This window comes from Bifidobacterium actinocoloniiforme DSM 22766 (assembly GCF_001263395.1).
Taxonomy (GTDB): Bacteria; Actinomycetota; Actinomycetes; order Actinomycetales; family Bifidobacteriaceae; genus Bombiscardovia; species Bombiscardovia actinocoloniiformis.
The window spans coordinates 454,404-468,099 of record NZ_CP011786.1 but is presented as its reverse complement, the minus strand read 5'-3'; the positions used below and the strand labels follow the sequence as shown (position 1 = coordinate 468,099).

Sequence of the window (13,696 nt, the reverse complement as noted above, 5' to 3'; positions counted from 1 at the left end):
CTTTACTCATCCATGACCTCTCCGGTCAGTACGTGGGCGTGGACGTGGAAGACCGACTGGCCCGCGTCCTTCCCGGTGTTGAAAATCAATCGGTAGGCCCCGTGGAAGGCCTGATCGGCGATGTCTTGAGCCTTGATCACCATGCTGGCCAGAAGCTCGGGGTCCGCCGCGGCCAGCTCGGCCACGTTGGCATAATGGCGTTTGGGCACAATCAGAACATGAACAGCAGCCTTGGGATTGACGTCCTTGAACGCGTACAGACTCTCGTCCTCATAGACCTTCTCGCTGGGCACCCGCCCGGCGATGATGCCGCAGAAAAGGCAGTCATCCTCCGCATGGCTCTCAACCATTCGCGCTCCTAACCCTCGCCTGAGCCCCAGCCGGGCCCTGTGCCATGCCTACCATCTTATGGCGTAAGCCGGATAAACGCCCCGCTCGCGCGTAGGGATCAAATCCCTGCAGCGGTGGGCTCAGCCGTTGAAGCGCCCCAGGGCATCGCAGACAGCGGTCAGGGCCACAACACCAGCCGTGGAAGCGCGCAGAATATTGTGGCCCAAGGTCGTGGCGATCGCGCCGACTCGGGTCAGCTCGTCCGCCTCCTGCTCGCTCACACCTCCCTCAGGTCCGACGATGACTGCCACCCTTGGCTCGTCGTTGTCCTTGGCCAAGCGTTCCAGGCCCCGGCGCGTCTGCGCCCAGGAGCGGGTCGCGTCCTGGTGGAGGAGGATGACCAGGGCGCCTGACTCGCACTCACGACGGCAGTACGCGACCAGGGACTTGGTGGTGAGGCAGGGCTCCAGGACCGGTCTCCAGGACCTGCGGGACTGCTCGCTTGCGGCGTCTAAGAGGGCGCCCCACTTACGCTCCATCTTGCCGCTCTTCCACTTGACAATCGAACGGTCCGCCTGCCAAGGCAGCACCCGGTCCACACCGATTTGGCAAGCCATGTCCACAGCCTGCTCGTCACGGCCTCCCTTTGCCAGGGCCTGAACCAAAGTCAGGCAGGTCCTGGGCCTTGGCTCCTTGCCCACGCCGGTCACCTCGACCAGGCCAGTGGAAGGGTCCTCCACCAGTGCGCTGATGCGCAGACCAGCGCCGTCGGAGAGCTGGAGCCGGTCCCCCAGGCCGAGGCGCATGGCGGAGAAGGCATGGCGACGCACGCTCGGTGGCAGGGTCAGCCTCCACCCGGTATGCAACTCGTCGGCTTTGACTGGCGTATCGTCGCAAAGGGGGTCGAAGAGGAAAAGGGGGTCGGTCATGGTAGGCCATCCTAGCGGCAAGGCCGGAAGACGGGCCAGCTCAACCAGCGCGGCGAAGCCAATCCGGCGACCCTGCGAGCGCCTGGCCGGCGGCGCGTAAGCCATGCCCGGCGACACGCCCTCGATGGCGTCCGTGCGAGCGAGGGGGTGGAGTGCTATAGTTTTCATGTTGTCTTCGCACTCGTCCGGGTGGCGGAATGGTAGACGCGCTAGCTTGAGGTGCTAGTGCCTATTTTATACAGGCATGCGGGTTCGACTCCCGCTCCGGACACCAGGCCGATGAGCCTATTCCCCCGAATATCACACAGTTTCCCCAGAGCCTTCGCTCGCCCGTAAGGACATCGTGTAGCGTGGCGCGAGTCTCGCCACCGCCGCTGAACAAGCCGCGTTCGGGAACCGCCCCTCCCTGCTCATGATGATTCCCCCATCAGCCTCCTACCGTCGTTTTCCACCAGGGCAGGAAAGGGCGCGCCCGGCTCGGAAGGCTTGCCCTAACCTTGTCCCGGGATCAAGGGTGTGCCGCGAGCCGTTCCAGGGGCGAGGGGTTGGCCTGCACCGGCCGGTCAGCGCCTGGTGGAGGTCCCGTCCGAGCCATGCTTCTTGCCGGCTTGGGCGCTGTAGGCCAACATGAACACGGATGTGGCGACCATGCCGGATAGGAGCACCACCCATCCCAGGGCCGCACCCTGCGCAACAGCAGCCAGCAGGGTGGCAGCCCCTAAGGCGATGAAACACCAACCACAGGCCCGCTGCACCCGCCTCCAGGCGTCGCGGCTGGCGTAAGCGCCCGGCATGCGCGCGCCGATGAACCGGTTGGGTTTGACCTGCGGCATGATGTCGCCCACCAGGATCATGCATACCCCCAGACAACCGCATGCCATGCGGGGGAAATCCAGGGAGAGGGCGGGCGGCTCAGCGGCCGTCGCCGACCAGTCGACGTAAATCACACCGAGAGTGATGGCGTTGAACATCAGTTGGGAGATGAGCCCGAGTCTTAGAAAGAGTCGAACATTGCTTCGGGGTTCGTCGCCACTCCTTTCGGCCGCCCGACCCACGTACCGGACCGCGATCAGCCAGACCACGCTGAAGACCAGGCAGAAGACGGCCATGCCCACGATCTCCCACTTACTCCCCCAACGGTCGATCTGCCCATCCGCCCCCCAGTGCAACGGCACTTGTTCGGGAAGCCGGGGCACGAATGCCACGGTAGCCAAACCAGGAGTCAGCCCAAGCACTAACAGGGCCAGGCCGAGAAAACCTTGCCTCGCCAGCAAGGTCTTACGCGATCCAGGGCCCTTGCTGGGGGACCGGCCAGGACCGTCGCTGTCGGTCTCGCTGACTTTCGATGGTGGCGCCAGGGGCTCGTGATTGTTGCTCATGGTAGATGCTCGATTCCGATTGGCCCGTTCCCCGATTGAACTGAACAGGGCCGGGCGATGCGACGGTGGGTTGCGCCGGAGCTGGTCCTCACCCTTGGCTCGTGGCCTTTGCCTGAGCGGCCAGCGCGGGCAGTTTGGTGCCGGTGCGCAGCTGGTAGAGCCAGAGGATGGTCTCGTCCAAGGCGGTCAAATTGAGCTCGTATACGATGCGAGTGCCGTCTTTCCTCCCGCTGATCAAGCCTGCTCCCTTGAGCTTTTTCAGGTGGTAGGAGAGCTTGGACAGTTTAAGCCCCACCTGCTCGCCGATCGCGCCGGCCTGGGCCCCTCCCTGCTGCAAGAGCCGAAGGATGCGCCGGTCCATCGGATCGGACAAGGCGGACATCGTCTCCTGGATCCCCATACATGCTCCTTCTAAGAAGTTTAAACAATAGCATACTCCTATTTCAATATATTTTGAAGTTGTCTAGGCTCCGCCTCCTTACCCGGCAATCCCTGCGCGACAGAGGCCGGCAGTGCCCTCGGTTATGATGAAAGCCGTAAGAAAAGGGCTGGAAACGGACGGAGATGGGCGGCTATGCGAATCGTGCCGGTGGAGTCGATCGGGGATGAACGACTGGGGGCGTACACCCACCTGACCGAGCTCCAGCTACGCAACCGGCTGGAGCCCAGCAAGGGCCTGTTCATCGCCGAGTCCCCCAAGGTCATCGCGCGCGCCCTGGACGCCCAAGTGGAGCCCATCTCATTCCTGGTGGAAGAACCATGGCTGGAGGGTATGAAACCCCTGTTCGAGCGGGCCGACGCCCGGTGGGGCACCCAAGTCCCGGTCTACGTGGCATCGCCCGCCCAATTGAAGTCGATCACGGGATACCGCCTGCACCGCGGGGCCTTGGCCGCCATGCGCCGCTGGCCCCTGCCCTCCCTCGACGAGGTCTGCCGGGGCGCCCGCCGTGTAGCCATCATGGAGAACATCGTGGACCACACGAACGTGGGCGCGCTCATGCGTTCGGCCGCGGCCCTGGATGTGGACGCCGTGCTGGTCACGCCCTCCTGCGGCGACCCCCTCTACCGGCGGGCGGCCAGGGTCTCGATGGGCACCGTCTTCCAGGTGCCGTGGACCCGCATAGGCGGAGACGACCCGGACGGCTGGCCTGAGCGCGGAATCGAACAGCTACGTGAGCTCGGCTTCACCAGCGCCGCCATGGCCCTGCGGGAGGATTCACTCAGCCTGGATGAGCTGGTCGCCCGCCTGGATCAGGGCCAGGTGGACAAGCTGGCCCTGATCTTCGGCACCGAAGGCGACGGCCTGTCCGACCGCACCATCGCCGCTGCTGACCTGACCGTCCGCATCCCCATGAGCCACGGCGTCGACTCCTTAAACGTGGCCGCATCCTCCGCCGTCGCCTTTTACGCCACCCGCCCCAGTCGCTAACCCCGCGATGAACGCGTCCCAGGTGTGCGCCGATGTCCGCGTCCGGCTTCAGCCCTGCGGCTCCTCCAGGTCCAGGACGGTGGACCGAAGGGTCTTGAGCAGCTTGATGTCGTCATTAGGCATGGAGAGCCTGATCAGCCGCCCGCCCTCATCTTGGATGATTTTTTTCAGCGTAATGTCGATGTCGTAGCGAATCTCCAGGTTCTCGGCCACGAAACCTATGGAAGCCGAAATCACCGTCTTGACCCCATCCTCGGCGACCAGTTCCCGCGCCACGCTCTCGAAAGCCGGCCCCATCCAGGGCTCCTTGGTCCTACCGGCGCTCTGCCAGGCAAGGGTCCATTGGTCCTGGCGGAGACCAGCCTGAGCCGCGATGGCCTTGGCGAAATCGGTGACCTCCCGCCCGTAGGGGTCCCCTCGCTCGATGATCCGCCTGAGCAGACTGTGAGCGCTGAAAAGCAACCTGGTGTCCGGCCGGTCAGTCAACGCCTTCAAATCCTCCAGCTGCTGGCTCCAGAAGTCGATGAGCTCCCCCTGCCGCCACCAACTCTTGACCGGCGCGTAGTCGATGTCCGGGTGTTCTTTCAGGGCCGCCCTGACGATGTTGTGGTAGCCTTCGCTGGAAAAGGACGAGTACTCCGGCGCCAATGGCAGGCCGATAATCCTCTCGGCGCCATCCGCCACTATGCGCTCCACGGTCTGCGCGATGAACGGCTCGATGTACCTGAGCCCCACGTAAACCCGGTATTTTCCAGGCGCCTCCTCGTCCAGCAAGGCTTGCAAACCGTCACCTTGGGCCTGGGTGATCCTAGCTAGCGGCGAAGGCAGGCCGATGGCCAAGTAACGGCGCGTCAGCTCGTCCAGCAGGGCCTTGGGGGGATTTGGATTGGCGTGATTGTGACGGATGTTCCTGTAATAGGGCTCAATGTCCGCCTGCTCGCTCGGCGTGCCATAGGCCATCAGCAGCACCGCCGTCATCGCTTGCTTATTCATATCGTCACTCATCCTTCGCTTTCAATGGTATGAAGAGGGTGATCAGCACGGCCAATAAGGCGATCACAGCCGCGACCATAAACATATTCCTGAACGAGGGCAATCCGGCCTGCCCTCCGCTTTTGCCCACCTCTATGGCGGTGGCGAAAATCAGCGGCGCGATCGCGGTGCCGATCTTCTTGGTGGCCGACAGTCCCCCCATGGCCCGCATACGGTTGGCGCTGTCGGCCATGTTTCCGGCGATCACTTGCAGGGGCGAGGACATCATCGCCCCCAGCCCAATGCCCAACGCCAGGGAGAGCACGCGGAACATCGGCAGGCTGGTCAAGGTGAACGTGATCAGGATGGACACGACGCCAATCAGCAGGCTGGAAACCACCAGAGTGAACCGTTTGCCTTTGTTGTCGACCAGGAGCCCGCCCAGCCAGGAACCGATGATGCTGCCAAGGCCTACACCGACCATCACCATGCCAGCGCGCCGCACCGGCATCCCGAAGACAACGTGCACGTAAGTGGGAATGTAGACGAAGAGGGAGAAGAGCATCCCGCCCAGGGCGCCTAGCAGCAGGGTCAGGCTGTAGGCCGGGCGCTTGAGCAGGCCGATGGGCAGGAAGGGCATGATGTCAGCCGCCAGTTGGCGTTCACGCCATATGAACAGGACCCCGCAGGCCATGACCAGCAGCAAGCACAGGCCAATGACGCCCATGTAGGTGCCACCGTATTGGCCCAGTGTGACACCGATGGGTGGACATGAGCATTGAAACAGGTAAGGGGAATGGCAACGGGCGGGTCCCCGGCGCAAGCTTGGTTGGCAGGCCACTTGGGAATCCGCCCGATGGGTTCAGCCCAGTCCCGGGCTACCGCCGCTGTTGTGAGGGCTCGGAGGACTCAGTCTCAGGGTCCTCGTGAATGTAGTCGTCGCCCGCCACGGTGCCGCGCAGTCTACCCAGGGCCTTGAGACCATGGTAGATGACCAGGGTGGCGATGGAGCCAATGGCGATGCCGTTGAAGGAGACGCCCTGGATGGCGAACGTGAAATCGGCGATGCCGATGACCATGACGACCGCGCCGACGGTCATGTTGACCGACTTGGCGAAGTCAACTTTGTTGTCGACCCAAATACGGACGCCCAACATGCCGATCATGCCATACAGGAGGGTCGTGACCCCACCCAGGACCCCCCCGGGGATCGTATTGATGATGGCGCCGAATTTGGGGCACAAACTCAGCAGGAAGGCGAACAAAGCGGCGCACCAGTAAGCAGCGGTCGAGTAGACCTTGGTGGCGGCCATGACGCCGATGTTCTCCGCGTAGGTGGTGGTTCCCGAGCCCCCGCCCAGACCAGCGAAGAAGGTGCCGATCCCATCGGCCATCAGGGCCGTGCCGATATGCTCGTCGTAATCGCGCCCGGTCATCAGGGAGACCGACTTGACGTGGCCGATGTTCTCGGCCACCAGGACCAGGGACACCGGTAAGAACATGGCCAGGACGCTCAAATCGGCCTGGGGCAGATGGAACTGAGGCAGGCCGAACCAAGCCGCCTGTTTGACCGCCGTGAAGTCCACCTGCCCCTGACTGACCGCGAAGACATAGCCGACGATGACGCCTAGCAGGATGTTCAAACGGCCAAGCAGGCCTCTGAAGAGGACCGCGATCAGCATGACCGCCAGAAGGGTGACCAAGGCCGTCACAGGAGCGGCCTTGAAGTTCTTCCAAGCCGAGGGCGCCAGATTGAAGCCGATGATTGCGACGATCGCACCGGTGACGGTCGGCGGCATGATGATGTCTATCCACTTGGCTCCAGCGAAGTGGACGATCAAACCGATCAACGCCAGCAGGGCGCCGGTGACCATGATTCCGAAGGAGGCCACGGCCAATCCCTTATGGGCGGCGGTCACCGCCATGACCGGCGCGATGAAGCCGAAGGAGCTGCCCAAGTAGCTGGGCAGCGCATTGGCGTTTATTAACAAAAACAGCGCCGTGGAAAGCGCTGTAAAGAACAATGTGGTCGACGGATCGAAGCCCGTCAAAATCGGAACCAGGAAGGTGGACCCGAACATCGCTATCACGTGTTGGGCCCCGATGCCCGCAGTACGCGGCCAGGTCAATCGCTCGTCTGGCTCCACAACCTCTCCGGGAGCCAATGTCTTACCATCGCCGTGAAGCTTCCAGCCCATGAAAATCGACATGCAACATGCTTTCTTCTCATTCGCCGTGCCGGTCACGGCGGACCGGAAACCCCATTGTATTACCAGGGCGGGACCTAGCAGGATCACGGAATCCGGGAAGGGGCGCTATTCATCGGAGAACTTCGCGAAAGACGCGGCCCCACACTGGCTCAGCGTGAAACGGCGGGCTTCAGTAAGCGATGGGGAGGTTGTCGATATTGAACCCGATGGCGGCCAGCTGCTCCCGCCCCTCCGGGGTGATCATCTTCAGGCTCCAGCGTGGGGTCCACGTCCAGTCGACCCGGAACTCCTCGACCAGGCCCGCCAGCATCTGGGCGCACTCGTCCTCGATCACACTGGTCAGCGGACAGGCTGGGGTGGTCAAGGTCATGGTGATGATGGCCCTGCCTTTCTCATCAATCTCCACGCCGTAGACCAGGCCTAAGTCAACCACGTCAATGCCCAGCTCAGGGTCAATCACCTGGTGCAAGGCCTCACGCACATCCCTGGCCGTGGCCCGGCCAATCTCGTCCGCGGCCTTCAGGGCGATGCCTCCCTCGCCCGGCTCCCGCTCGTTCAGGGGGGCCTGCTCCGGATCGGCGGCCTGCGGGGACTCGCCCCCAGTGTCTTCCATTGTCGCTTCCGTCATGATCTCTCCTTGTCCCCGGCGCTATCGCCCGCACCTTCATCAATCCGTGTCAACGCAGTCGCCACCGACGCTTTCAAGCCCTCCCAAGCTAGGAGGGCGCACTTGATGCGCATGGGATAGCGGGAGACGCCCTGGAAGGCAATCGCGTCACCCAGCTCTTCCTGGGCTGCTTCGTCGTCCAAACCGGCCCCACGCGACTCCATGAGCTGGTGGAAGGCACGCGCCAGACCCATAGCCTCATCCACGCTCCGCCCCTGGACCAGGTCCACCATGATTGACAGGGAGGCCTGGGAGATTGAGCAGCCCTGACCCTCCCACACCACGCGCTCGATACGATTGGGACCGCCGTCAGAGCCGTCCGAGACTTCCACATGCACCGTGGCCGTGTCGCCACAGGTGGGGTTGAACTGCTGGGACTGAGCGGGCACGCAGTATTCGTGCTCCAACTTGAGCGTGACAGCGCCATCACCGGAACCGTCGTATGCGGCTGGGTCATCACGATCCGCTGAATCGATCCTGCCATGTGGGTGCTTGGCCGCGTCCAGGATGACCTCCTGGTACATCTGCTCAAGCTCTTGCTCGCTCATGCCGTAATCGTCCGCCATGCTCCCCAACCTACCTGCATCCCTGGTCCTGCACCGCCCATCTGAGCCTCAGGTGAACGCCTCCCACCGCTTTCACACGCCGAAGAAGGCCCTCACCCCGCTTACCGCCTCATAGAGCCGATCCGCGTCCTCCACGCTGTTGTAGACGCCGGTGGAAGCCCGGTTGGAAGCGAACAAACCGAAATGCCGGTGGACGGGCTGAGCACAGTGGTGGCCCACTCGGATGGCTATGCCGCGTGAGTCAACGTACTGGCCCACGTCGTGGGGGTGGACGCCAGCAACGTCGAAAGCGACCGTGCCTATGCGGGCTTCGGGGCTTGTGGGCCCTAGGATTCGCACCCCCTCGATGTCACCCAGCTTCAGCAGCTCGGCGGTAATCGCACTCTCATGCTCAGCGATCCGCTCGAGCCCCACCTGGAGCATCCACTCGGCGGCCACGCCGGCGGCCACGACCTGGGCGACCGGCTGCGTACCCGCTTCGAAACGGGCCGGCGGCGCCATGTATTGGGCGGGTTTATCGAGAAAGGCCAACTCCACCATGGAACCGCCGAAGCTGGCCGGCGGCAAGGCTTCCAGAAGCTCCCTGCGTCCGTACAGGAAGCCCACGCCGGTGGGCCCGTACATTTTGTGGGCGCTCCAGACAGCGAAGTCAACGCCCAGGGCGTGCACATCAATCGGCAGGTGGGGCACGGACTGGCAGACGTCCAGGATCACGAGCGCACCCACCTCGTGGGCCCGACGGATGATCGGCTCCAATTCCGTGATTGCCCCGGTCACGTTGGACACATGGGTGATGGCGACGACCTTGGCCCTCTCGCTAATGACGCTGTCAGCGGTGTCGGAGCGAATCCTGCCTTCCTCGTCCAGGCCGAACCACTTGAGGCTGGCGCCAGTGCGCCGGCAGAGCTCCTGGAAGGGCAAAAGGACCGAATGATGTTCGGCTTCGCTGACCACCACCTCGTCGCCCGGCCCAAGGGCGAACCGTTTCGCGGCCTCTCCCCCGCTGCCCTGACTGGCGTTGCCGAAGGCGGTGGCCAGCAGGTTCAGGCCCGCCGTCGCGCCGGCCGTCACCACGATCTCCTCATGCCCTTCCCGGGCATCCGCCCCAACCAGGCGCGCGATCTGGGACCGGGCTCGCTCGAAGTCCATCGTCGAGCGAGCGGCCAGCTCGTGAGCGCCCCGGTGAACGCCCGCGTTATCGCTCTCATAGAAGCGGGACTCGGCCTCAATGACCTGCCGGGGCTTCTGAGCCGTGGCCGCCGAATCCAGGTAGACCAGTGGGTGACCGTGCACCTCCTGATCCAGAGCTGGGAACTGCCCGCGAATCTCCGCGAAACCTTCCATGGCCACTCCTTCACTCACCCAGCCGTTCCACGCCGCCAGCCAATCACAACCATGCGAGGCGTCGTCAGCGAAATCGTCAATCAGCTCGCGGCCTCAGGCCAGAGCCGACTCCGAGTCGGACCCCTCAGGCAAGTACTGGTCGTAGCCGGTTTCCTCCAGCTCATCGGCCAGTTCAGGACCGCCTGTCTTGACGAAACGGCCATCGGAGAAAACGTGGACGATGTCCGGTTTGATGTACTTGAGGATGCGCGTGTAGTGGGTCACCATCATGATGCCCAGCCCCGTGCTCCCCTTGGCCCGGTTGACCCCCTCGGAGACGATGCGCAGAGCGTCAACGTCCAAACCCGAGTCGGTCTCGTCCAAAATGGCGAACTTGGGCTTCAGAAGCTCCAACTGCAGGACCTCGGCCCGTTTCTTCTCGCCGCCGGAAAAGCCCTCATTGACCGAACGCTGGGCGAACTTGGGGTCCATCCGCAGACGCTTCATCGCCTCGTTCAGTTCCTTGGTCCACGTGCGAATCGCCGGCGCCTTGCCGTCAACCTCGGTCTTGGCGGTGCGCAGGAAGTTCGTCATGGAGACGCCTGAGACCTCGACCGGGTACTGCATGGCCAGGAAGAGCCCGGCCTTGGCCCTCTCATCAGGGGTCATCTTCAGCAGGTCCTCGCCATCCAGGAGGGCCTGGCCGGAATCAACCAGGTACTTGGGGTGGCCAGCCAGCGTGTATGCCAGTGTGGACTTGCCGGAGCCGTTTGGTCCCATGATCGCGTGGGTTTCGCCCGAATTGATGGTCAGCGTGGCGCCCTTGAGAATCTGCTTGCGTCCCTCTTTGGTCTCCACGGAGACGTGCAAATCCTTGATTTCCAGTGTCGACATATCAGTTACCCTCCAAAACGTGCTTCATCTCTTCGTTCTCCCCCTTGGACAGCCGCCGGTCGATGACGTTCATCAGATGTCCGGAGACGGATGGGATGCCTATCTCCTCGACCAGTTCCCCGAAGAAGCCGCGGACCACCAGCTTGCGGGCCTCCCGCTCGGGCACGCCCCTCGACTGGAGGTAGAAGAGCTGCTCATCCTCGAAGCGGCCGACCGAGGAGGCGTGCCCTGCCCCGACGATGTCGCCGTTCTCAATCTCCAAGTTGGGCTCCGAATCAGCCACCGCACCGGGAGTGAGAACCAGATTCCGGTTCAGCTCATAGGAGTCGGTGCCGGAAGCGGTCGGCTGAATCAGGGCGTTGCCCACCCAGGTGGAGTGGGCTTTAGGGCCGTCCAAAGCGCCCTTGTAAACCACGCGGGACTTGCACCGTGGGTGGTTGTGGACCACCATGGTCCGGTGCTCGATGTGCTGGCCGGGGTCCACGAAGTAGATGCCCAGCATGTTCAGATCGCCGCCCTCGCCGCCGAACTCCTGGTCCATGCGGATGCGGACCACGTCGCCGCCTAGGGTGACGACCGAGTGGCGCAGGCTGGCGCCGGGACCCATGTGGATGCGCTGATCGCTGACCTCCTTGGCCGTCGGAGCCCACTCCTGAATGAAGGTGGTGGAGACCTGGGAATCGCGGCCCGTGATGATCTCGACCCCCTCAGCCAAGCGGGCGTCGCCCTCGTGCTCGACGACCACGTCGGCATGGGCCTGATCAGCGACCTGGATGACCAGATGGAAAGCGTCCAAGTCCTGACCGCCGCCAGTGACCTTAACCAGCACAGGCTGGCTGATTCGCCCCTGGAGGGAGACCACGGTCGCCTTGGACCCGCAGGCCCATTCGATGGCCGACGCCCGATCGCTGGGCTTGAGGACGGTCCCGGAAGGCGCCTGACCCATGCCGACTGTGTTGACCGTGACCTGAGATTGGTCCAGGGGGCCTCCGTCCATCGCGCTGACCTCAACCGCGGTGCGGCCCGAGGCATGGAAGGGTTGGAAGAACTCCTCCAGGCGCTCAACCGGAGTGAACCGCCAGTCATCCTGCTTGCGCGTGGGGATGGCGAAATCGCCCGGGTTGAAGGAGCGCGGGGACCTATCGGCGCTGGAGGGCATCCTAGCTGGGGCCGCGTAGGGGTCCCCACTTGGGCCTTGCGGGATGTTCGTTGCTTCACGCTGTGCCATATCAGCCGACCGACCCTTCCATCTGCAGCTCCACCAGCCTGTTCAACTCCAAGGCGTATTCCATAGGCAGCTCACGGGATATGGGCTCCACGAAGCCACGCACGATCATGCCACGGGCCTCCTCCTCGCTCAGGCCACGGCTCATCAGGTAGAAAAGCTGGTCTTCGGAAATCTTGGAGACCGTAGCCTCGTGGGACATGGTCACGTCGTCCTCACGTACATCCACATGTGGGTAGGTGTCGGAGCGCGAGTACTCATCCACGAGCAAGGCGTCGCAGACCACTGAGGAGGAGGAGTGCTCCGCCCCCTTGGCGATTTTGACCAATCCACGGTATGCGGCACGGCCCAGGTTGCGCGAGATGGACTTGGAGACGATGGTGGATGAGGTGTGCGGAGCCAAGTGGATCATCTTGGCGCCGGTGTCCTGGTACTGGCCTTGCCCCGCGAAGCCGAGGGACATGGTCTCGCCCCTGGCGTACGGTTCGGCCAGGATGCAGGCGGGGTACTTCATGGTCGCCTTGGAACCGATGTTGCCATCCACCCATTCCATGCTGCCGCCTTCGCGCACATAGGCTCGTTGGGTGACAAGGTTGTAAACGTTGTTGGACCAGTTCTGCACGGTCGTGTAGCGCACGCGGGCGTGGGGTTCGACGATGATCTCCACGATGGCGGCATGCAGGGAGTCGGTCGTGTAAATAGGCGCTGTGCAACCCTCTACATAGTGCACGTACGATCCCTCGTCAGCGATGATCAGCGTACGCTCGAACTGCCCCATGTTCGGCGTGTTGATGCGGAAGTAAGCCTGGAGGGGGATGTCCACGTGGACTCCCTTGGGGACGTAGACGAAAGAGCCGCCCGACCATGCCGCGGTGTTCAGGGCGGCGAACTTGTTGTCGTCAGCCGGGATCACGGTGCCGAAGTACTTTTTGAAAAGGTCCGGGTGCTCCTGGAGGGCCGTGTCGGTGTCCATGAAGATGACGCCTTGTTCCTTCAGGTCCTCACGAATCGAGTTATAGATGACCTCGGACTCGTACTGGGCGGCCACGCCGGAGACCAGCCTATTCTTCTCGGCCTCAGGGATGCCCAAACGGTCGTAAGTGCTCTTGATGTCTGCAGGCAGGTCCTCCCAAGACTGGGCCTGCTTATCCAGCGGCTTCACGTAGTACTTGAAGTCCTGGGCGTCGAAATCGCTCAGGTCCACGCCCCACTTAGGCATGGGCTTGTCGATGAAAGCCCTGTACCCTTGCAAGCGACGTTCGAGCATCCACTCGGGTTCGTGCTTGTCCGCAGAGATGGCCCGGACCACGTCCTCGTCAATGCCCTTGTGGGCGGCCTCGCCAGCGGCATCCGAGTCATGCCAACCATAGTTGTAATCCCCGAATTGGGAGAGGATCTCGTCATCCTGCTTGATTTTATCTTCATTGACGCGGGATCGGTCAGCGACATACTGACTCATCTCCACATCCCGCACCGTATCCGCTTGCTTCGAGCTGTCACTCACGCGTACGGACCTCCTTACACCCCGCGGACCGCATCGGAGCGGCCTGGCTGATTGAATCCAGAATATCCTTCTCGGTGGCAAACCGCCAGACCTCATTTGCGCGCGGCATAGACCGCGTTGGCGGGAAGACCGCAGGCGTAGCTTCCTCCCACAGCATGGCCTCGGCGCAAGGGGCGCTCTGACGCTCCTGCCTGCGCGGTCCATCGTCCCTGACTGGGCCCATCGAGCAGCGCTCGACTACCAAGCTCCGGCGGACACCCCGAGAGAA

Annotated in this window: 14 protein-coding genes and 1 tRNA gene; 2 read left to right on the top strand and 13 right to left on the bottom strand. The window is 63.1% G+C overall.

From position 1 onward, the window contains the following. Positions 1-2: 2 nt before the first annotated feature. Both AB656_RS01840 and AB656_RS01835 read right to left on the bottom strand, forming a co-directional pair. Positions 3-350, bottom strand: a complete 348-nt coding sequence (locus tag AB656_RS01840) for a histidine triad nucleotide-binding protein (RefSeq protein WP_033503438.1) — start codon at positions 348-350, stop codon at positions 3-5. Between the two features lie 120 nt (positions 351-470). Beyond that, positions 471-1,259, bottom strand: a complete 789-nt coding sequence (locus AB656_RS01835) for a 16S rRNA (uracil(1498)-N(3))-methyltransferase (protein ID WP_033503506.1) — start codon at positions 1,257-1,259, stop codon at positions 471-473. Between the two features lie 183 nt (positions 1,260-1,442). Between AB656_RS01835 and AB656_RS01830 the strand changes: the two genes are divergently transcribed. Further along, a tRNA-Leu gene (locus AB656_RS01830) sits at positions 1,443-1,533 on the top strand. A gap of 289 nt (positions 1,534-1,822) precedes the next feature. On the opposite strand, the gene AB656_RS01825 is transcribed toward AB656_RS01830, so the two are convergent. Next, positions 1,823-2,638 (bottom strand): DUF1648 domain-containing protein, encoded by an 816-nt coding sequence (locus AB656_RS01825; RefSeq protein WP_033503436.1) that lies wholly within the window; start codon positions 2,636-2,638, stop codon positions 1,823-1,825. 88 nt (positions 2,639-2,726) lie between these two features. Further along, on the bottom strand, positions 2,727-3,038 hold the full coding sequence (locus tag AB656_RS01820) for a metalloregulator ArsR/SmtB family transcription factor (RefSeq protein WP_051905246.1): 312 nt from the start codon (positions 3,036-3,038) through the stop codon (positions 2,727-2,729). A 174-nt stretch (positions 3,039-3,212) separates the two neighbouring features. On the opposite strand from AB656_RS01820, the gene AB656_RS01815 reads away from it, so the two are divergent. Beyond that, a complete protein-coding gene (locus AB656_RS01815; RefSeq protein ID WP_033503434.1) occupies positions 3,213-4,067 on the top strand; it encodes a TrmH family RNA methyltransferase in 855 nt (284 codons plus the stop codon). A gap of 48 nt (positions 4,068-4,115) precedes the next feature. On the opposite strand, the gene hemH is transcribed toward AB656_RS01815, so the two are convergent. From hemH to sufB, 9 genes are all read right to left on the bottom strand, one after another. Beyond that, positions 4,116-5,060, bottom strand: a complete 945-nt coding sequence (hemH, locus tag AB656_RS01810; RefSeq protein WP_033503432.1) for a ferrochelatase — start codon at positions 5,058-5,060, stop codon at positions 4,116-4,118. Positions 5,061-5,064: 4 nt separating this feature from the next. Next, entirely contained in the window at positions 5,065-5,880 is an 816-nt protein-coding gene (locus AB656_RS01805) for an MFS transporter (protein WP_330218332.1), read from the bottom strand. 37 nt (positions 5,881-5,917) lie between these two features. Further along, on the bottom strand, positions 5,918-7,249 hold the full coding sequence (locus AB656_RS01800) for a uracil-xanthine permease family protein (RefSeq protein ID WP_033503430.1): 1,332 nt from the start codon (positions 7,247-7,249) through the stop codon (positions 5,918-5,920). A gap of 169 nt (positions 7,250-7,418) precedes the next feature. After that, positions 7,419-7,862 (bottom strand): metal-sulfur cluster assembly factor, encoded by a 444-nt coding sequence (locus tag AB656_RS01795; RefSeq protein WP_144418975.1) that lies wholly within the window; start codon positions 7,860-7,862, stop codon positions 7,419-7,421. 11 nt (positions 7,863-7,873) lie between these two features. Beyond that, positions 7,874-8,482 carry a Fe-S cluster assembly sulfur transfer protein SufU gene (gene sufU, locus AB656_RS01790; protein ID WP_033503428.1) on the bottom strand — a complete coding sequence of 203 codons (609 nt, stop codon included), beginning with the start codon at positions 8,480-8,482 and terminating at the stop codon, positions 7,874-7,876. A 72-nt stretch (positions 8,483-8,554) separates the two neighbouring features. Then, the gene (locus AB656_RS01785) at positions 8,555-9,826 is read right to left on the bottom strand and encodes a SufS family cysteine desulfurase (protein ID WP_033503426.1); all 1,272 of its coding nucleotides are present in this window, start codon (positions 9,824-9,826) and stop codon (positions 8,555-8,557) included. Positions 9,827-9,919: 93 nt separating this feature from the next. Beyond that, complete coding sequence (gene sufC, locus AB656_RS01780; protein WP_033503425.1) at positions 9,920-10,699, bottom strand: Fe-S cluster assembly ATPase SufC; 780 nt, start codon at positions 10,697-10,699, stop codon at positions 9,920-9,922. A 1-nt stretch (position 10,700) separates the two neighbouring features. After that, a complete protein-coding gene (gene sufD, locus AB656_RS01775) occupies positions 10,701-11,927 on the bottom strand; it encodes a Fe-S cluster assembly protein SufD (protein WP_033503423.1) in 1,227 nt (408 codons plus the stop codon). Between the two features lies 1 nt (position 11,928). Continuing rightward, entirely contained in the window at positions 11,929-13,383 is a 1,455-nt protein-coding gene (gene sufB, locus AB656_RS01770) for a Fe-S cluster assembly protein SufB (RefSeq protein ID WP_051905419.1), read from the bottom strand. Positions 13,384-13,696 lie beyond the last annotated feature (313 nt).